21 protein-coding genes are annotated in these 19263 nt (G+C 65.1%); 8 read left to right on the forward strand and 13 right to left on the reverse strand.

The genetic code is table 11. The annotated features are described in order from the left end of the window. Positions 1-96: 96 nt before the first annotated feature. From AC1DOQ_RS15705 to AC1DOQ_RS15715, 3 genes are read left to right on the forward strand one after another with little or no spacing between them, the layout of a single operon-like run. Positions 97-951: an AAA family ATPase gene (locus tag AC1DOQ_RS15705; RefSeq protein ID WP_477365909.1), complete on the forward strand. Its 855-nt coding sequence runs from the start codon at positions 97-99 to the stop codon at positions 949-951. Beyond that, a complete protein-coding gene (locus AC1DOQ_RS15710; RefSeq protein ID WP_477365912.1) occupies positions 948-1535 on the forward strand; it encodes a GNAT family N-acetyltransferase in 588 nt (195 codons plus the stop codon). Before AC1DOQ_RS15705 ends, AC1DOQ_RS15710 begins: the two co-directional genes overlap by 4 nt. Beyond that, positions 1525-2694: a vWA domain-containing protein gene (locus AC1DOQ_RS15715; RefSeq protein WP_477365915.1), complete on the forward strand. Its 1170-nt coding sequence runs from the start codon at positions 1525-1527 to the stop codon at positions 2692-2694. The genes AC1DOQ_RS15710 and AC1DOQ_RS15715 overlap by 11 nt, the downstream gene beginning before the upstream one ends. A gap of 73 nt (positions 2695-2767) precedes the next feature. On the opposite strand, the gene AC1DOQ_RS15720 is transcribed toward AC1DOQ_RS15715, so the two are convergent. Both AC1DOQ_RS15720 and AC1DOQ_RS15725 read right to left on the reverse strand, forming a co-directional pair. Then, positions 2768-3361 carry a lysostaphin resistance A-like protein gene (locus AC1DOQ_RS15720; protein WP_477365918.1) on the reverse strand — a complete coding sequence of 198 codons (594 nt, stop codon included), beginning with the start codon at positions 3359-3361 and terminating at the stop codon, positions 2768-2770. Between the two features lie 9 nt (positions 3362-3370). After that, entirely contained in the window at positions 3371-3730 is a 360-nt protein-coding gene (locus tag AC1DOQ_RS15725) for a hypothetical protein (protein ID WP_477365921.1), read from the reverse strand. An 89-nt stretch (positions 3731-3819) separates the two neighbouring features. Here AC1DOQ_RS15725 and AC1DOQ_RS15730 point away from each other — a divergent pair, with 89 nt between their 5' ends. Then, positions 3820-4266 carry an SRPBCC family protein gene (locus AC1DOQ_RS15730; RefSeq protein ID WP_477365924.1) on the forward strand — a complete coding sequence of 149 codons (447 nt, stop codon included), beginning with the start codon at positions 3820-3822 and terminating at the stop codon, positions 4264-4266. A 51-nt stretch (positions 4267-4317) separates the two neighbouring features. After that, entirely contained in the window at positions 4318-4710 is a 393-nt protein-coding gene (locus tag AC1DOQ_RS15735; RefSeq protein WP_477365927.1) for a VOC family protein, read from the forward strand. Here the strand turns inward: AC1DOQ_RS15735 and AC1DOQ_RS15740 are convergent. Further along, the gene (locus tag AC1DOQ_RS15740) at positions 4703-5032 is read right to left on the reverse strand and encodes an antibiotic biosynthesis monooxygenase family protein (protein ID WP_477365930.1); all 330 of its coding nucleotides are present in this window, start codon (positions 5030-5032) and stop codon (positions 4703-4705) included. The two genes, AC1DOQ_RS15735 and AC1DOQ_RS15740, sit on opposite strands and share 8 nt — an antisense overlap. Further along, positions 5029-5358: an NIPSNAP family protein gene (locus tag AC1DOQ_RS15745; RefSeq protein ID WP_477365933.1), complete on the reverse strand. Its 330-nt coding sequence runs from the start codon at positions 5356-5358 to the stop codon at positions 5029-5031. Before AC1DOQ_RS15745 ends, AC1DOQ_RS15740 begins: the two co-directional genes overlap by 4 nt. 73 nt (positions 5359-5431) lie before the next feature. On the opposite strand from AC1DOQ_RS15745, the gene AC1DOQ_RS15750 reads away from it, so the two are divergent. After that, the gene (locus AC1DOQ_RS15750) at positions 5432-6109 is read left to right on the forward strand and encodes an ArsR/SmtB family transcription factor (protein WP_477365936.1); all 678 of its coding nucleotides are present in this window, start codon (positions 5432-5434) and stop codon (positions 6107-6109) included. Positions 6110-6121: 12 nt separating this feature from the next. On the opposite strand, the gene AC1DOQ_RS15755 is transcribed toward AC1DOQ_RS15750, so the two are convergent. Together AC1DOQ_RS15755 and AC1DOQ_RS15760 are read right to left on the reverse strand one after the other, a co-directional pair. Further along, entirely contained in the window at positions 6122-6493 is a 372-nt protein-coding gene (locus AC1DOQ_RS15755; protein WP_477365939.1) for a hypothetical protein, read from the reverse strand. A gap of 89 nt (positions 6494-6582) precedes the next feature. Continuing rightward, entirely contained in the window at positions 6583-7536 is a 954-nt protein-coding gene (locus AC1DOQ_RS15760) for a gamma-glutamyl-gamma-aminobutyrate hydrolase family protein (RefSeq protein ID WP_477365942.1), read from the reverse strand. A 240-nt stretch (positions 7537-7776) separates the two neighbouring features. Here AC1DOQ_RS15760 and AC1DOQ_RS15765 point away from each other — a divergent pair, with 240 nt between their 5' ends. Continuing rightward, positions 7777-9777, forward strand: a complete 2001-nt coding sequence (locus AC1DOQ_RS15765) for a DNA topoisomerase IV subunit B (protein WP_477365945.1) — start codon at positions 7777-7779, stop codon at positions 9775-9777. Between the two features lie 93 nt (positions 9778-9870). Then, on the forward strand, positions 9871-12213 hold the full coding sequence (gene parC, locus AC1DOQ_RS15770) for a DNA topoisomerase IV subunit A (protein WP_477365948.1): 2343 nt from the start codon (positions 9871-9873) through the stop codon (positions 12211-12213). A gap of 60 nt (positions 12214-12273) precedes the next feature. Here the strand turns inward: parC and AC1DOQ_RS15775 are convergent, their stop codons facing one another. The 7 genes from AC1DOQ_RS15775 to AC1DOQ_RS15805 all read right to left on the reverse strand — a co-directional run bounded on the left by AC1DOQ_RS15775 (position 12274) and on the right by AC1DOQ_RS15805 (position 18886). Next, entirely contained in the window at positions 12274-13032 is a 759-nt protein-coding gene (locus AC1DOQ_RS15775) for a DsbC family protein (protein WP_477365951.1), read from the reverse strand. A 13-nt stretch (positions 13033-13045) separates the two neighbouring features. Beyond that, the gene (locus AC1DOQ_RS15780) at positions 13046-13825 is read right to left on the reverse strand and encodes a hypothetical protein (protein WP_477365954.1); all 780 of its coding nucleotides are present in this window, start codon (positions 13823-13825) and stop codon (positions 13046-13048) included. Between the two features lie 4 nt (positions 13826-13829). Continuing rightward, complete coding sequence (locus AC1DOQ_RS15785) at positions 13830-14351, reverse strand: nuclear transport factor 2 family protein (RefSeq protein WP_477365957.1); 522 nt, start codon at positions 14349-14351, stop codon at positions 13830-13832. A 98-nt stretch (positions 14352-14449) separates the two neighbouring features. Continuing rightward, positions 14450-15388, reverse strand: a complete 939-nt coding sequence (locus AC1DOQ_RS15790) for a hypothetical protein (RefSeq protein WP_477365960.1) — start codon at positions 15386-15388, stop codon at positions 14450-14452. 607 nt (positions 15389-15995) lie between these two features. Next, entirely contained in the window at positions 15996-16622 is a 627-nt protein-coding gene (locus tag AC1DOQ_RS15795; RefSeq protein ID WP_477365963.1) for a hypothetical protein, read from the reverse strand. 153 nt (positions 16623-16775) lie between these two features. After that, positions 16776-17363 (reverse strand): hypothetical protein, encoded by a 588-nt coding sequence (locus tag AC1DOQ_RS15800; RefSeq protein WP_477365966.1) that lies wholly within the window; start codon positions 17361-17363, stop codon positions 16776-16778. 98 nt (positions 17364-17461) lie between these two features. Then, a complete protein-coding gene (locus AC1DOQ_RS15805; RefSeq protein ID WP_477365968.1) occupies positions 17462-18886 on the reverse strand; it encodes an IgA Peptidase M64 in 1425 nt (474 codons plus the stop codon). Between the last annotated feature and the right edge of the window lie 377 nt (positions 18887-19263).

Consider the following 19263-nt stretch of genomic DNA (forward strand, 5'->3'; position numbering starts at 1 on the left):
ATGAAGAACATGGCTCAGTCTACAAAGCAACAATTCAGCGGTGACGATGCAACTGTCATATACTCGATGTCACTTCCCCATCACCGTGAACGTCCCATGCACGCATCCCAACGTTTCGAAGGCAGCGACAACTACGTTGCCACCGATGACCTGAAACTGGCCGTGAACGCCGCCCTCACCCTGGCCCGCCCGCTGCTGATCAAGGGCGAGCCCGGCACCGGCAAGACCATGCTGGCCGAAGAAGTGGCGGCGGCGCTCGACATGCCGCTGCTGCAGTGGCACATCAAATCGACCACCAAGGCGCAGCAGGGCCTGTACGAATACGACGCCGTCTCGCGCCTGCGCGATTCGCAACTGGGCGACGAGCGCGTGCGCGACATCCACAACTACATCGTCAAGGGCGTGCTGTGGCAGGCCTTCACGGCGCCCGAGCCGGTGGTGCTGCTGATCGACGAGATCGACAAGGCCGACATCGAATTCCCGAACGACCTGCTGCGCGAGCTGGACCGCATGGAGTTCTACGTCTACGAGACGCGCGAGATGGTGGTGGCGAAGCACCGCCCGCTGGTGATCATCACCTCGAACAACGAGAAGGAACTGCCGGACGCCTTCCTGCGCCGCTGCTTCTTCCACTACATCAAATTCCCGGACCGCGAGACGATGGCGGAGATCGTCAAGGTCCACTACCCGAAGCTGAAGCAGGAACTGCTGGCCGCCGCGCTGGAGAACTTCTACCAGCTGCGCGAGGTGGCGGGCCTGAAGAAGAAGCCGTCGACCTCCGAATTCCTCGACTGGCTCAAGCTGCTGCTGGCCGAGGACATCCCGGTCGAGGCCCTGCGCAGCGGGGACTCCCGGACCATCGTGCCGCCGCTGCACGGCGCGCTCCTGAAGAACGAGCAGGACGTCCACCTGTTCGAGCGCCTGGTGGCGATGGCGAGGCACAACCGATGATCCGCGTCGATCCTGCCACCCTCGAATTCAACGGCGTGCGGCTGGAACCGCTGGCCCTGCACCACGCCGACGGCCTGCGCGCCGCCGCCGCGGACGGAGAGTTGTGGAACCTGCGCATCACCTCGGTGCCGGCGCCGGACGAGACGGAGCACTACATCCGCACCGCGCTGGAGATGGACAACCGGCGCGCCTTCGCCGTGATCGACGTGCCGACCGGTGCCGTGATCGGCTCGACCAGCTACCACGACATCGTCCCGGCCATCGATCGCGTCGAGATCGGCTACACCTGGTATGCGAAAAGCCGCCAGCGCAGCCACGTCAACACCAGCTGCAAACTGCTGCTGCTCTCGCACGCCTTCGACACGCTCGGCTGCTTCGTCGTCGGCCTGCGCACCGATAACTTCAACCACGCCTCGCAGGCGGCGATCGAGCGCCTCGGTGCGAAGAAGGATGGCGTGCTGCGCCACCACGGCCTACGGCGCGACGGCACCGTGCGCGACACCGTCATGTACAGCATCCTGCGCGGCGAGTGGCCCGAGATCAAGTCGCAGCTGCACTACCGGTTGAGCAGGCATGCTGATTGATTTCTTCTTCACCCTGCGTGACGCCAGGGTGCCGGTCACGATCAAGGAATTCCTGACGCTGCTCGAAGCGCTGGAAAAGCAGGTGATCGCGCCCTCGCTCGACGAGTTCTATTACCTGTCGCGCCTGGTGCTGGTGAAGGATGAAGCCCATTTCGACAAGTTCGACAAGGCCTTCGGCGCCTACTTCAAGGGCATCGAGACGGTGTTCGACACGAAAGCCGACATCCCGCTTGACTGGCTGATCAAACGCCTGGAGCGCGAGCTGACGCCGGAGCAGAAGGCCGAGCTGCAGAAGCTCGGCTACGACAAGCTGATGTCGCGCCTGGCCGAGCTGCTGAAAGAACAGAAGGAACGCCACGAGGGCGGGAACAAGTGGATAGGCACCGGCGGCACCTCCCCCTTCGGCAATGGCGGCACCAATCCGGAAGGGATCCGCATCGGCGGCAAAAGCAGGAACCGCACCGCCGTGAAAGTGTGGGAACAGCGCGAGTACAAGGACTACGACGGCGAGCGCGAGCTGGGCGTCCGCAACATCAAGGTGGCACTGCGCCGCCTGCGACGCTTCGCCCGCCTAGGTGCCGCCGAAGAACTGGCGCTGGACGACACGATCCGCTCGACCGCCAACAACGCCGGCTGGCTCGACATCAAGATGCAGCCCGAGCGCAAGAACCGCATCAAGGTGCTGATGCTGCTGGACGTCGGCGGTACCATGGACGACCACATCGAGCGCACCGAGGAACTGTTCTCGGCGGCGAAGACCGAATTCAAGAACATGGAGTTCTTCTACTTCCACAACTGCGTCTACGACTACCTGTGGAAGAACAACCGGCGCCGCAGCTCGGAACGCTTCCCGACCTGGGAAGTGCTGCGCAAATACCCGCCCGATACCCGCGTGATCTTCGTCGGCGACGCCACCATGAGCCCCTACGAGGTGCTGGCCCCGGGCGGCTCGGTCGAATACAACAACGAGGAAGCGGGCGCCGAATGGCTGGCGCGCTTCTGCAACGCCTTCCCGAAATTCGCCTGGCTGAATCCGGAGCCGGAAAGCCTGTGGCAGTACCGGCAGTCGATTGCCGTCATCAGGCAGATCATGAATAACCGGATGTTTCCGGTGACGATAGATGGGCTGGAGCGGGCGATGCGCCTGCTGAGCAAATAAGGTTCGTGGGCACGGTGTGCCCACCCTACGTTATCAATGCCCGTAGGGTGGGCTCCCCGAGCCCACGCGAATATCAACCATTGCGCGTTTGAAGCGAGTTCCGCACGATCATCAAGCCCACGACATCGATCCACGCATGCACCAGCATCGAGGCCAGCAGGCCGACGCGCTGGAACACGAAGCCCAGCACCACGCTGCCGACGAACACGCTGGCCGCCTGCGCCAGGGTGGCGCCATCCAGCTTGCGGAAGCGGTACACCGGCACGTGCGTGACCAGGAACAGCAGCGAGACGATCCATACGCCCAGCAGCGGCTGCAGGGCCGCGCGGAACAGCATCTCTTCGCCGATGGCGGCGGCGATGCTGATCCACAGCGGATTCAGGCCGCTCAGGTCGAGCTTCGCATAGCTCTCGATGGTGCGGGCGCTGGAGGCCGAGTTGGCGGTCACGCGGAACAGCAGCCAGGACACACCGGCGGCGAACAGCGCCAGCACCTGGCCGACCAGCAGCTGGGTCAGCGGCCCAAGCGGACGGCTGAACAGTTCCAGCGGATGCGGCTGGCCGAACCAGATGATGGGAGCGGCGACCAGGCAGAAAACCAGGCAGGTCAGCAATTGGGAAGCGAGGCGGATCGGGGCGCGCGGCGCAGTCTGTGGAGCTTGGGTCATCCCGCCATTCTAGCGCAGGGCAGCGGGCCGCCCTTCAGGGCCGATCGCCAGGGCCGCATACCACGCCGCATACGGCGTGTTCGCCACCCTCCTGCGATTCAAGTCCGGGGCGCCGTCCGTCCACCACACGGGTCCGCGTTCGCCGAGCGCGCGCTTGGCCTCGTCGACCGCGGCGCGCGCGTTGCGCTCCGCTTCCGTATCGCCGGCCTTTTTTGCGACGCCGACCTGGCGGCGCGCCTTCATCAGCCTGTCGACCCATGCCTGCCTGGCTTCCGGCGCGAGCGCGGGATTGCTCATGCGCCAAAGCCGGCCATCGACGACGAAATAGCGGCCATCCGGCGTCACGGGATATTGTCGGGAACTGGGCATGGACTTACTCTAGCATGTCGAATCCGCCAGGCCCCGTTCGTCGTACCATCAGAGGGATGTCCTCTGCCACCAACGATAAGGAAGCGATCATGTCCACCAACACCGTCGAGCTGCACCGTGTCCTGAAATCCAGCGCCGACCGCGTCTACCGCGCCTTCACCACCGCCGCCGCCTTCGCCAAATGGCTGCCGCCGCATGGCTTCGTCGGCACCGTCCACGAGATGGACAGCCGGGTCGGCGGCCGCTACCGCATGTCCTTCACCAATTTCACCACCGGCCACAGCCATTCCTTCGGCGGCGAATACCTGGAACTCGAGCCGGGCCAGCGCCTGCGCTACTCGGCCGAATTCGACGACCCGAACCTGCCCGGCCGGATGCAGACCACGGTGCAGCTGCGCGAAGTGTTCTGCGGCGTCGAGCTCAGGATCCGGCAGGAAGGGATTCCGGCCGTGATTCCGGCGGAGGCCTGCTACCTGGGCTGGCAGGAGTCGCTGGAATTGCTGGCGAAGCTGGTCGAGGCCGAGATCAGGGATTGAACCGGCGGGCCGCGCTATGATACGGGCCTTCCCTCATCAAAGGAGACACCCATGCTGAATCACGTGATGGTCGGCTCGAACGACCTGGAACGCTCGAAACGCTTCTACGATGCCGTGCTCGGCACGCTCGGGGCCGGCGAGCCGTTCCGCGATACCAACACCAGCGGCCACACGCGGCTCTTCTACCGCCACAATGGCAGCACATTTTGCATCACGGAGCCCATCAACGGCGAGGACGCCACCTTTGCCAACGGCGGCACCATCGGCTTCAAATGCGATTCGCCGGAACAGGTGCAGAAGTTCCACGATACCGCGGTCGCGCTGGGCGGTACCTCGATCGAAGAGCCGCCGGGCCTGCGCGAAGGCAGCATCGGGAAAATGTACCTCGCCTACGTCCGCGATCCCGACGGCCACAAGCTCTGCGCCATCTATCGTCCTAAGTAAGCGAGGGTACTTGCCCGCGGTCGTGCAAGCCGTAGTCGCGCACGACCTCGGCCACGCGCAGGCGGTAGCCGCGGAACATGCCCTGCCGTCCGCGCGCCTGCGCTTTCCGGTGCGCGGCCTGGGTGCGCCAGCGCCTCACCGCCTCTTCGTCGCGCCAGAACGACAGCGACAGCAGCCTGCCCGGCCGGCTCAAAGATTCGAAGCGCTCCACCGAAATGAAGCCGTCGATGGCCTCCAGCCCGGCGCGCAGCGCTGCCGCGGTATCGAGATATTCCTGGCGGTGCGCCGGGTCCGGCTCGACTTCGAAGATCACGGCGATCATCGCTGCGGCTCCGGCCGGAAAGTCCCTTCCACCAGTTCGGTGAAGGTCCGTTCCTCGCGCAGGATGAACCGGCTTTCGCGTGCGAAAGCGAAGTTGGCGCATGCTTCCTCATCCTGTCGCAGGCGGGCGCGATAGGCTTCGTAGGCGGCCAGGCTGTCGAAACCGACCAGGCCCCAGGCCTCGTAGTTCGTGCCCTCGTGCGGCAGGAAGTAGCCGAGCAGGCGTCCGCCCAGGCGCGGAATGATGCGGCCCCAATTTTCCGCGTAGCGACGGAAAGCCTCTTTCTGGATGGAGTCGATTTCGTAACGGATGAAGCAGGTAATCATTTGGTCTCCCTCGTCATGGATGAAAGCACTGTAGTCCTTTGCCATGTGCGGATGCTTCGGTTAGCATCGAAGCATGAGGGACGGACCGAACATCACGAATATCGCCGCCATGATCGGCGACCATGCGCGCGCCGAAGTGCTCACGGTCCTGATGAGCGGCATGGCGCTGACCGCAACCGAACTGGCGGACGCCGCCGGCGTCACGCGCCAGACCATCAGCGCCCACCTGGCCAAGCTGCAGGATGCCGGCCTGCTGTCCGTCGAGGCGCAGGGCCGGCACCGCTACTTCCGCATCGCCGATGCCGAGGTCGCGCACTTGCTGGAATCGCTGATGGGCGTGGCCTTCGGCACCGGTGCCGTGCGGGTGCGTTCCAGTCCGCGCGAACCGGCGCTGCGCAAGGCCAGGGTCTGCTATGACCACCTGGCCGGCGAACTGGGCGTGTTGATGTACGAGCGCCTGGCGCAGCGCGGCGCATTTGCACTCGGCGCCGATGGCATCAATCTGACCGATGCGGGCCGCGGCGCGGTGGGGGCCCTCGACATCGATCCCGACAAACTGCCGGCATCGCGCCGCCCCTTTTGCCGCACCTGCCTGGACTGGAGCGAACGCCGCCATCACCTGGCCGGCCAGCTCGGCACGCAACTCCTCGACCGCTTCCAGCAACTGGGCTGGGCCAGGCGCGTGCCGGACTCGCGCGTGCTGGCTTTTACGCCGGACGGCGAAGCGGCCTTGCGCGCCTGGCTGGAATGAACGCTCGCCGGTTCAGGTAGCCGGCGCCGGCGTCTTGAACATTCCCGGGCGCAGGATGCGCGACAACAGCGGCCGCCTGGCTGGCGCCGGCATGCGGCTGTCGACCAGGTCTTCCCATTTCACCCGCAGCTGCTCGCAAGTGGCGCGCAGCACCGGCTCGGCATCCGGCAAGCGCGCCAGGGCGTCGAGGTGACGCTCGATCACGGCGGCCAGCTTGACGCAGGGGCCTTCGTCGTCGGGATTGCGCGGGTCGCCGGGCCGGCAGGCTGCGGCGCTGCGTATCGTGTACTGGGACATCAGGTGCAGCAAGGCCGCGATCAAGAGGGCGTGGCGGGTGCTGGGGGTGCCGGATGCGGGGGTGTCGTCCAGGAAATCGTCGTCCATTGGGCCTCCTTGGCTTTATGAGAATGATTCTCATTTAGATTATGGAGGTAGTTTGACGGCCGTGCAAGCGGAACATGCAGCCGGTGTCGTCAAAGCCGCGTCTCCCGCGCAGCCCGCAAGAACTCATCCAGCACCGGCGTGCAATCCAGCAGCTCCGTCCCCTTCGCCCGGTGGAATTCCGGATGCCACTGCAGCCCCATCACGAAGGGTGCGCGCTGGTAGCGGATCGCTTCGACGATGCCGTCCGGGTCCGACATCGCCTCGACGTGGATGTCGCGGCCCAGGTCCTTGACGGCCTGGTGGTGGATGGAGTTCACGATCGGGCGCTTCTGGTCGGGGAACATCTTGCCGAGCGAAGAGCCGTGCGGGAAGACGATGGCGTGGCGGTGGGCGTCGTAGTCTTCGTGCACGTGCGCCAGGGCGTCGGGGACGTTGGTGGCGACGTCCTGGTAGAGGGTGCCGCCGAAGGCGACGTTGATCAGCTGGCAACCGCGGCAGATGCCCAGCACCGGCTTGCCGGCGTCGACGAACTCGTGCAGCAGTTCCAGTTCGTACACGTCGCGCGCGCGGTCGCCGTTCCATTCGGGCCTGGTGGGCGACTCGGCATAGGTCATCGGCGAGACGTCCGCCCCGCCCTGCAGCACCAGCCCGTCCAGGTGGCGCGCGTAATGGCGCATGGTGATGTTGCTGGGATGGAGCAAACCGCCGGTGTTCACCGTCGGCACCATGAAGACCAGCACGTCGCGCGACATCACCCATTGCGCGATCGATTCTTCAAGGTATTGCAGGTTCTTGCTGCGCAGACCGACGGCGCCCGGTTCCGGATGGAAGATGCGGGCGGATACGCCGATGCGCAGGGTGCGGTGCATGAAGTCGCGGCTGAAGCGGTCGCTGAGGGCACGCCAGCGCGAGCGCAGCACGCGGCCGGCCAGGTTCAGGGGCGTATCGCCCTGCCGCAGGTAGCGCGACGCATTTCCCGACGCGCGCCGGTCAGGCACGCGCGGCGGCCCCGCAGTTTCACGGTTTTCATTGTCCTCTACCATGAAACTACTATAGCCCTGCCATGGGCGCGCACGATTCCCATTTACAGAATCTCACATCCAGCACTTGCAAACTTCGGCCCGACAGGCAAAAATACTGTGTTTCCATACAGTGTTGCATTAGCCACTCTTCCCAAAAAGCGCGTAAGCACCGACACTGGCGCCTTTTGCCGCGTCGTTTGGCGTTCTCATTTCCGCCCGACAAGATAGAATGCGCAGGCATTCGACATACAACTATCCAGCATGGCCACCAAGAAAACTGCAACCGACTACAGCGAATCATCCATCCGGGTCCTGAAGGGACTGGAGCCCGTCAAGCAGCGTCCGGGCATGTACACGCGCACCGAGAACCCGCTGCACATCATCCAGGAAGTGATCGACAACGCCTCGGACGAGGCGCTCGGTGGTCACTGCAAGAACATCGCCGTGACGGTGAACACGGACGGCTCGATCACGGTCGAGGACGACGGCCGCGGCATCCCGGTCGGCATCCACCCCGAGGAAGGCGTCTCCACCGTCGAGATCGTGTTTACGCGCCTGCACGCGGGCGGCAAGTTCGACAAGGGTTCGGGCGGCGCCTACGCCTTCTCGGGCGGCCTGCACGGCGTCGGCGTGTCGGTGACCAATGCGCTGTCGAAGCGCCTCGAGATCACCGTCTGGCGCAAGGACGAGCAAGGCAACGGCGTGCACCAGCTGGCCTTCGAACACGGCGACGTGGTCGAGCCGCTGAGCTCCAACCCGCCCGAGCGCGGCGGCAAGAAGAACGGCACCCGCGTCACTGCCTGGCCGGACGGCAAATACTTCGACTCTCCGAACATCCCGATGGCCGAGCTGCAGCGCCTGCTGCGTTCGAAGGCCGTGCTGCTGCCGGGCGTCACCGTCACCCTCACCAACGAAAAGACCGGCGATACGCAAACCTGGCGCTATGACGAAGGCCTGCGCGGCTACCTGACCGAAGCGCTGGCCCAGACCGTGGGCCAGGGCCAGACCGTGATCCCGCTGTTCGAAGGCGCGCAATACGCGGCAGCCGGCGATGAAGGTTTCGCGGAAGGCGAAGGCGCGGCCTGGGTCGTGGCCTGGACCGAGGAAGGCGCCGTGGTGCGCGAATCCTATGTCAACCTGATCCCGACGGTCAGCGGCGGCACCCACGAATCCGGCCTGCGCGACGGCCTGTTCGGCGCCGTGAAGAGCTTCGTCGAGATGCACTCGCTGCTGCCGAAGGGCGTCAAGCTGCTGCCGGAAGACGTGTTCGCGCGCGTCTCGTTCGTGCTGTCGGCGAAGGTGCTGGATCCGCAGTTCCAGGGCCAGACCAAGGAGCGCCTGAACTCGCGCGACGCCGTGAAACTGGTGTCGACCTTCACCCGCCCGCCGCTCGAACTGTGGCTGAACCAGCACGTCGACTACGGCAAGAAGCTGGCCGAACTGGTCATCAAGCAGGCGCAATCCCGCCTGCGTTCGCTGCAGAAGGTCGAGAAGAAGAAGTCCTCGGGCGTGGCGGTCCTGCCGGGCAAGCTGACCGATTGCGAATCGACCGACATCACCCGCAACGAACTGTTCCTGGTCGAGGGCGACTCGGCGGGCGGCTCGGCCAAGATGGGCCGCGACAAGGAATTCCAGGCCATCCTGCCGCTGCGCGGCAAGGTGCTGAACACCTGGGAGACCGACCGCGACCGCCTGTTCGCCAACAACGAAATCCACGACATCGCGGTGGCGATCGGCGTCGACCCGCACAGCGCGGACGACAATCCCGACCTGTCCGGCCTGCGCTACGGGAAGATCTGCATCCTCTCCGATGCGGACGTCGACGGTTCGCACATCCAGGTGCTGCTGCTGACCTTGTTCTTCAAGCACTTCCCGGCCCTGTTCAAGAACGGCCACGTGTGTGTCGCGCGGCCGCCGCTGTACCGTGTCGACGTGCCGGCGCGCGGCAAAAAGCCGATCCAGAAGCTGTACGCGCTGGACGACGGCGAACTGCTGGCGATCGAGGACAAGCTCAAGAAGGAAGGCCTGAAGGAAGGCGTGTGGAGCATCTCCCGCTTCAAGGGCCTGGGCGAGATGAACGCCGAACAGCTGTGGGAAACCACGATGAACCCGGATACCCGCCGCCTGCTGCCGGTGGCCTTCGGCGACTACAACCTGGCCGAATCGTCGGCGCGCTTCAATATGCTGATGGGTAAAGGCGAAGCCGCCGCCCGCCGCGCATGGCTGGAAGAGCACGGGAATGAAACCGAGGCGGATATCTGATGCGCACGTAAGGCGTGGGCACGGCGTGCCCACCCTACGTAGGGTGGGCGGCCTCCGCCCACGCATGAACGCCGAACGAAACGAACAAACAAAATGACCCAAGCAAGCCTTTTTGAACAAGTGAACCCACCCGACGGTGGCGGCGGCGACGACGCCGAAACGCTCACCCTTTCCACTTTCGCCGAGCGCGCCTACCTGGACTACGCGGTCTCGGTCGTCAAGGGCCGCGCGCTGCCGGACGTGTCCGACGGCCAGAAGCCGGTCCAGCGCCGCATCCTCTACTCGATGAACGAGCTGGGTCTGGGCCCGACGGCGAAGCCGCGCAAATCGGCGACCGTGGTCGGCGACGTGCTCGGTAAGCTCCACCCGCACGGCGACCAGTCCGTGTACGACGCGCTGGTGCGCATGGCCCAGGACTTCTCGCTGCGCTATCCGCTGATCGACGGCCAGGGCAACTTCGGCTCGCGCGACGGCGACGGCGCGGCGGCAATGCGCTACACCGAAGCGCGCCTGACGCCGGTATCGCGCCTGCTGCTCGACGAGATCGACATGGGCACGGTCGACTTCCAGCCGAACTACGACGGCTCCAGCGAAGAGCCGCGCACCCTGCCGGCCCGCCTGCCGATGCTGCTGCTGAACGGCGCCTCCGGTATCGCGGTCGGCATGGCCACCGAGATCCCTTCGCACAACCTGCGCGAAGTGGCGGCGGCGGCGGTGGCGATGATCCGCAACCCGAAGATCACGCATGCCGAGCTGATGACGCTGGTACAGGGCCCCGACTACCCGGGCGGCGCCCAGATCATCACCCCGGCCTCGAACATCGCCGACATCTACACCAACGGCCGCGGCTCGCTGAAGGTACGCGCACGCTGGAAGATCGAGGAACTGGCGCGCGGCCAGTGGCAGGCGGTCGTCACCGAACTGCCGCCGGGCGTGTCTTCGCAGCGCGTGCTGGAAGAGATCGAAGAACTGACGAACCCGAAGATCAAGGTCGGCAAGAAGACCCTGCTGCCCGAGCAGCTGGCGCTGAAGCAGACCATCCTCGGCGCGCTGGATGCCGTGCGCGACGAATCGGGCCGCGAGGCCCCGGTGCGCCTGGTGTTCGAGCCGAAGTCGAAGAACCAGGACCAGGCCGAGTTCATGCTGATGCTGCTGGCGCATACCTCGCTGGAGACCTCGGCCCCGATCAACCTGGTGATGATCGGCGGCGACGGTCGTCCGCGCCAGAAAGGCCTGACCGAGATCCTGCAGGAGTGGATCGACTACCGCTTCGTGACGGTGCGCCGCCGGACCGAGTTCAAGCTCGGCAAGGTCAACGACCGCATCCACATCCTGGAAGGCCGCGAGACCGTCCTGCTGAACATCGACGAAGTCATCGCCATCATCCGCAACTCGGACGAGCCGAAGGCCGCGCTGATCGAGCGCTTCCGCCTGTCGGAGCGCCAGGCCGAGGACATCCTCGAGATCCGCCTGCGCCAGCTGGCGCGCCTGGAAGCGATCAAGATCCAGCAGGAGCTGGCCGAGCTGCGTGGCGAGAAGGAAAAGCTGGAAGACATCCTGAATAATCCGTCTTCCATGAAGCGCCTGATCATCCGCGAGATCGAAGCCGACTCGAAACAGTACGGCGACGACCGCCGCACCCTGATCGAGGAAGCGCAGAAGGCGGTGGCCGAACAGAAGATCGTCGACGAGCCGGTGACGGTGATCGTCTCCGAAAAAGGCTGGGTGCGCGCGCGCACCGGCATCGGCCACGATCCGGCGCAGTTCACCTTCAAGGCCGGCGACTCGCTCGGCTACGCCTTCGAATGCCGCACCGTCGACAACCTGCTGTGCATCGGCGACAACGGCAAGGCCTATTCGGTGCCGGTGGCGGCGCTGCCGGGTGCGCGCGGCGACGGCGTGCCGATCACGACCCTGGTCGACCTGTCGGGCGGCGGACGCATCCTCTACTACTTCGCGGGCAATGCCGAGACGCGCCTGCTGCTGTCGACCACCGCGGGCTTCGGCTTCATCGCCAAGGCCGGCGACATGGCGACCCGGCTGAAGGGCGGCAAGTCCTTCATCACGCTGGACGACGGCGCCGTGCCGCTGGCCCCGCGCGTGGTGCCGGATACCGCCGGCGCGGTGGCCTGCCTGTCCGAGAAGGGCCGCGTGCTGGTGTTCGGCATCGACGAGATGAAGGTGCTGACCAACGGCGGCCGCGGCGTGACCCTGATGGAGCTGGAACCGAAGGAAAGCCTGCTGGCGGCCCAGCCGATCAGCCCCAAGGGCGTGAACGTCAGCGGCACCTGGGCCGGCGACAAGCCGCGCACCGTGGAGCTGTTCGGGGTCGCCCTGGAGCCGCACTTCGGCAAGCGCGCACGCAAGGGCAAGCCGCTGTCGGCCAAGCTGAAGGCGAAAGACCTGTCGATGCGTACGACCGGCGACGGCCAATAAAAAAGTGACGCCCGTCGGTACCCCGGCGGGCGTCACGAACAGAATGGCATCCGGCCGCCTTTACGGTTTCCTACCCTTGCGCAGGCGCGCTTCCAATGTCGCCGCGTCGAAGCCGCTGCCGCTGCGCGATCCATCGGCAAAATAGATCGTCGGCGTGCCCTGCACGTGCAGCTTGCGGCCCAGCGCCAGCACCTGTTCCCCGGGCGCGATGCAGCCGGCCGGCGCGGCCGGCGGCGCCTTCGTTTCCAGCATCCACTGCTGCCAGGCCTGCGAGCGGTCGGCCGCGCACCAGATATTCTTCGACTTGGCCGCCGAGTCTTCCGACAGGATATTCAACAGGAAGGTATAGACGGTCACGTTGTCGATGCCGCGCAGCGTTTCGTGCAGCTTGCGGCAGTAGGGACAGTTCGGATCCTCGAACACCGCCATCACCCGCTCGCCATTGCCTTTCACGGTCTTGATCGCCATGTCCAGCGGCAGGTCGGCAAAACGGATCGCCGCCAGCTCGTCGGTGCGCGCACGCGTCAGGTCCTGCAGCGTCCCCAGGTCGACCACCTTCCCGACGAACATGTAGCGCGCGTTCGCATCGGTATAGAAGATGTCGCCGCCGGTGCGGATCTCATACAGGCCGCCATACGGCGTCTTCTCCACCGCATCCACCTTCACGCCGCTGCCCATGCGCGGCTCCACCAGCTTGTGGACGCGCGCCTCGTCCGGCGCTTCGGCGTGCGCGCGGGCCGCTGCGTTGGCCGCGCCTGCGGCGAGCGCCATCGCCGCCGCGATTCCCGCCATCGTCGTCATCGTTTTCATCGTCTTCATTCCATTGCGTCTTTCATGTTCCGGCGCCGCCGCCCGTGCCCGCGACGAGCTGCGCGGCGCAGAGCCGTGCGCCCTCTTCGCGGCGCTGTTCCAGCACGGCGCCGTGCAGGCGCCGCGCCTGCAGTTCGTTCGAATCCACATCGGCCGACCCGACCGGCGCATGCATCCTGCGCCAGTCCGCCAGGGCGGTGTTGCAATCGGCATCCTCGGCCGCAAACCATGCCTGCGCCACGGCCGTGCCCAGCATCCGTTCGCGCAGCTGCGCGCGCTGCCGCAGCCAGTCTTCCATCTGTCCGACCTGGGCGGCATCCAGGGTGCCCTCGCCGGGCGGCGCGATGCGCAGCTGCGCACGCAAGCCCTGCTCGGCATCCAGGTAGCGCAGGTAGTCGCCGACCAGGCTCTCCGCCTGCGCCAGCGCCGGCTGCTTCAGGCGTTGGCGCAGGTAGGCGCGCAGTTCGGCGGTGCCTGCCTGGCGTGCGCCGCCGCCCTTGCTGTTCACGACGTAGGAATCGATCAGCTGCCGCAGCGGCAGGCCGATGATGAGGCGGCCGCCGGCATCCACCAGCGACGGCTCGTTTGGCGCCGCCATGCCGGAGATGCTGCCGGGGCCGGGCGCCGGCCCGGCAAGGGTGCCGGGGCCGATCGCGCCGTCCCAGGCCGATGCGGCGGCGGGCGCCGGACTGGCGGGAGGCGCGTCGCCGCCCTGCAGCCAGAACGCCGCCGCCACCCCGATGAAGATGCCGCCCACGCAGGCGGTGCCGAATCCGAGTTTACTGTCCAGCAGGAAGGCCACGGCGTCACATCTTCTTGCGCAGTGACTGCTCGCTGGGCGCGACCGCTCCCGGTACCAGCGCGGTGCCGGCGCCGGCCGGTGCGGCGTAACGCACGGCCGCCTTCCATTCGCTGCCGCTGCGTTTCCAGGTGTCAACCACAAAAAAGGACTGTGGCGCGGTCCCGTCCGCGACCGTCCACAGGAAGCTGACCAGCATCACGTCGCCATACTCGTGCACCGCCATCTGCTCGATCGACGACCTGGACACGGGCGCGCGCAGCGATTCACGCATGGCTTCGGCGCGCGCGGTCGGTACGCCCGGCGCGGCGGCGCTGCGGATTTCGAAATCGTCCGCCAGCAGGCGGCCTAGGGCCTCGGCGTCGCGACGCTGCAGCGCCTCGAGCCAGGCGTTTTCGAGTCTGGTGAAAGTGAGGACGTTGCGCGTCGGCGTCACCGCCCCGCCGCGCCCGTTCGGCGCGACCTGGCCGGCCGCGAACGCGCCGCCGACGGTGGCCAGCAGGCCCAGGAGAATCAGGAATCGTTTCATATGCCTCGACAGGAAAATGAAAAAGCCGGCGCCCGCCAATGCCGCGGCGGGCGCTGCATGGTCAGGATAGCGTCAGACTAGGTCCGGCGCCGCCCCGCTTAGGGATAGTGCTGAACACACTTCTGGGGGCTGGCGATCAGCCAGTTCTGCTGGATCAGGTACTTCATGGTGCCGAACGTCTGGTTGTACTTGGCGCCGTTCGATGCCAGCGAGGTGGTGCCGAAGTTCCATGCGCACTTGTCGCCGTTTTCCTTGCCGTCGTAGCTCGAGTACCAAGCGTTCAGGTTCGGATCGGTGACCGTTTCCTCCAGCTCGTGCGCCAGCACGCTGGCGGCGCCGTCCGCGCCCGGGGTATTGTTCGGGCTCGGGCTGGTCGCGCCGCAGGCCGAGGCGCACTGGGTTTCAGCGTTGCCGACGAAGGCATACTTGATGTCCTTGCCGCCAATCGAGGTGTGGTCATGCCAGCCGCAGTACTGGGTGCAGAAGCCCGAGGTCGCGGTGGTCGAGTGGTCGGTCAGCACGACGTAGACGCCATTCGAATCGGATGGCAGCTTGCCCGAGGTGATCGCATCCGACACGATCGAGGCAATGTTCGCATCGGTCAGCTGGGTGCCGTAGGTGCCGGTATTGGTGGTGCTGCCGGCCAGCGTCACGCTGTTCTGTACATGCACGTTCGCGCTGTTGTAGTAGGTCGTGTTGATGTTGAAGTAGGGCGAACCGCCGATGTGCTGGCCGAGGTTGGTCAGCACGTTCTGCGATGCCGCATCCCACTGCGAGCCGTACCAGATGTAGTACATATTGGTCGGCGCCACCATTACCGGGCCGCCGTGCAGGGTCAGATCGGAAATGCTGGCGCTGCGCGAGGCACCGCCTGCCTGCCCGCTCGAGCGCTGCGTCGCGATGTTGTCCAGCTCCCCCCAGCCCTTGCCGGTCGGCTTGAACTGGGAATTCGGCGTTTCCTTGACGGTTTGTGCGTGCGCAGCGAAAGCACATGCCAGGCCTGCCGCGAGCAGGCTGAGTTGACGGCTGAATTGCATTTTTTCTCCGTTTCGATCTTTATTGAAATAATGGCGTCCCGGTTGGGACGGTCTCCAACCCCGCCAGCCAGGGCTGTTGGCCCTGGCCGTGACGGTTTATCCAAACGACAGGCCGGCCTACGGACGTGCGCCGGCCTGGCGCTCGAATGCCTTGCAAACCCGCCTGGGTAACTCAGGCGGATGCGCGAAACTTGTGTGTGACGGAGGTGCTAGCGCGGCGGCAGCGGAACCTGTGCGCGCGCGCGGGAAAGCGGAAGGGAAATGCGGTAAGGCCGAGCTGGGGAACGCAACACGATACGACTCCTCCTATTGAACCGGCGACTGAAATGTTAAAAATCCAGTCTACGAGACAAGTGATGAGCTCGCAAGAAGCGCAACATTACGGTTTTGCAATGTTACAAAAAACAACAATTGAATAAAGTCTGATTTAAATCAATGCTGTAACTCATTGATATAGCGTATTTCGCTCACGCGCACGCGTGCGGCGCCTGACTTGCACGTAGGAAATTGTGAAATTTTAATGAAGGAAAGAACGCCGTCGCGGATGCGGCGGCGCAGGGTCACGCCGCCCGGACTGGCGTCCGGACGGGGTCTGGCGGGATGAAGATTATTTGGCGGCGTCCTTGTGCGCTTCCGCCACGGCCTTGGCAGTCTTCTCGGCAGCCTTGTTCTGTGCCTTGGCCTTGTCGGCATTCGCGTCCACGATCTTCTTCTGGGCCTTTTCGTCGGCCTTGATCATGGTGTCCTGGGCGTCGGCGTGGGCTTCGGCGATTTTCTTCTCGGCCTTGGCCGATGCCTTGGCCTTGTCTTCCGGATTGGCCTTCGTCACTTTCTCGTTGGCGTCGGCGATCTTCTTCTCAGCCTTGTGCTGGGCCTTGGCCTTTTTCTCGTTGGCGTTGTGGGTAGCCTTCGAGATCTTCTCGTCCTGCTTCGCGATTTCCTTCGATTCCTTCTCGTTCGCCTTGGCGATGTCCTTGTCGGCCTTGGCGTCGCCGGTCGAGGCAGCCGTCTGGCCCATGCCGCTGGCGCCATGTGCCGGCGAGGTGGTGCCGACCACGGTGGTGCCCGGTGCCGGGGTCACGCCGTTGGCGGTGGCCGGGGTCATGCCGGTAGCGGTGCTGGTGGCGGTGCTGTTGGTCGGGGTGCCGGTCGAGCTGGTGCTCTGCGACTGGGTCTGAGCGTACACCGAGGTGGCGAACAGGCCGGCGATCAGGGTGGCGAGCAGTTTATTCATGGTCTTTCTCCTATTCCGTATATGGTGAGACGACGCGGTTGCGTCATGACTTTTTATTAATTCGAGCCACCAGAATAGGCCCCGGGCCGTATTGACTCTGTACGACAGCGCACACAGCCCAAGGAAGTGTTGTTAAAGTTGTGACAAAAAATATCAGCGGTTTTCGGCGTCCCCACCGGCGGCCCGGTTGGCTGCCTTGCGGTTCGATTTTTCCTTGACCTCGGCGCGCTTCTCGCGGCCTGCCTCGGCCGAATGCTTGGTCTTCAGGCGCGAGCCCGGCGGCTCCTTGACCTTGGTCGTGTTCGACTTGCGGACTTCCATCTCGGCCTTGGTGCCGGCCTTGCCGCGTCCGCCGCTGGCCGCCGCGTTCGGGTCCTTGTTGTTCGGTGCGGTGGTGTTGGTCGCCTGGGCGTTGACGTTGTCGGACTTCTCCGGCGAGACGCCGACTACCGCCGTGCTCTTGCTGGTGACTTGGCCGGCGCTGTTGACGCCCGCCGCTTCCTGTCCGGTCACGCCGTGGGCGCTGCCGGTGGTCGCGGTGCCGTCGGTGTGCAGTCCAGTGCCGGAGACGCCGGCGGCGGTCGAGTTATGGCCCGACACTGCCTGGCCGATCGGCGCCGTGTTGGCGCTGCTGCCGGCCTGCTCGCGCGGCTGGGGTTTGGCTTGCGTCTGGGATTGAACCTGGGCCTGGGCGGATGCCGCCAACAGGCCGCAGATGATGGTGGCGAGGAATGTTTTCATGATGAGTCCCGTTGCTTTAGGTAAGCAACGAGCATAGGAGCCGGCGCCCCCGCCATCTGTTCGGCAGCGCACCATTTGGCACGATGCCACGCCAAAGCTTATTTGGATGGGCGCGCGTACAGGTCGATGATCTCGCTGATTCCGTCCTGGCATACCGGGCAGAACTGCTCGCTGCGGTCGAACATGATGCACTGCATGGCCGGACGGTAATAACCGCTGGCCTCATAGTTCGCCCCCTCGAAAGCGCCGATCGCGTTGCGGTACTGCGCTTTCGAGAACAGTTCCTTCGTGTGCACCAGGTCTTCCCTGAACAGGGCGCTCATCTCGGATTCCGGACGGTTCGCCGCCCGCAGCGCGGCGCGCCGTTTCTGGTACTCGCGCGAATAGGCTTCGTACGCTTCCTTCGGCCACGGGGTCGGCAGCGGCGTGCCGGCCTGCACGTGCTTCTTCCACTTCAGCTTGCCCGGATCGCGCAAGGCGGTCGCGTTCGGCTCCCACGGCTCCATGCGCGCGCCGCTCGACTGGTAGGCCACCGGCGAGGTGTAGTACTCATCGGCCAGGCCGGCGAAATGGTGGCCGAACTCGTGTACGAACAGGTAATTGGCCCAGTCGTTGCTGGCCGCCGCCGTGCTGAACTGGCCGAAGATGCCGCCGCCGCCATAGGTGTCGTTGTTGACCAGGATCTCGATGAACTCGTAGGGCGCGTACTGGGCGATGTCGCGCAGCGCACGATTGTCCAGGGTCAGCACATAGCGCTCGCTGCCGAAGATGTCATAGCGCGTACCCAGCGCCGACGCATGGTGCACGCCGGTCGAGGGCCGCGTGATGCCCGATTCCTGGGTCGGCACCGCCATCGCCCAGACGTTGAAGTCGCCGGCGCGTTCCTTGAACGGCGACACCTCGAACAGATGTTTGGACAGGCGCCGCGCATCGTCCTCGAACTTCTTCATGTCCTTCCGGGTATAGCCGTCGCCCAGGATCAGCAGGTCGACCTTCTGCGGCGACGGCCCGCTGACCTTGATCGGAATCGGTTTCGCCGGCGCCGGCGGCTGGCTGCGCACCACGTCCTGGGCCTGCGTATCGACCTCGATGCTCCAGGCCACCGAAAACTCGTTGCGCTCGTCGCGCTTCAGGATGCGCACGGCGACCTTCCGGTCGGGCTGGGGGAAGCGCACCGATTCATGGAATCCACGGCTGAGCTTATTCGCCTCCTCGGTCGTCTTCCATTCGCCGAACACGGTGGAAAAGTCGCGCGAGTACAGCAGGTCGCCGGTCTTCGCATCCGCCACTTCGAGGCGGTTGTTGCCGCGGTTGGTGTTGTCGAAGGGCTGGGACATGTCGCCCGGCCAGGGCAGCGGCTCGATCAGCACGCGCTCGATGGCGTATTGCTCGGACAGGGCGTTGCCGCTGTGGATGTAGTCGAGGCGGACGGTGGCGGGTTGCTGGGCAGTGGCGGCGCTGGCGGCGCTACTGCAGACGAGGGCAAACAGGGCGGACAGCAAACGTTTCGAAGCGGGGGACATGGTCTTCCTTGCAGCTGAGAATCATCGAATTGTAAACCTGTCCATCCGCTGCGGCATGCCCTCCTGTCATTCAGCGCCGGCATGGCCGCTGTCGTGTTCGGCCACCACGGTTTTCAGCACCTTGTTCAGCGATGCCAGGTTGTTGTCGAGATTGTCGTAGGCCGCCACCATGTGCGCCGCTGGTGGTGCGCGTGTCCAGGTCCAGGCGCATCATCTCCGCCCATTCCTTCTTGAAACGTTGCATCAGTTCGGCATGCCGGTCTTCGCGCGCATCCCGGCCAGCAGCTGGTCGCGCGCCTGGTGGAGTTGTTGCCGCTTTTTCTCGTTGTGTTCGATCCGGCATAGATGGCAAAGCAGCAATCCATCCCAATATTTTC

This window comes from Massilia sp. 01N417, from assembly GCF_056399645.1.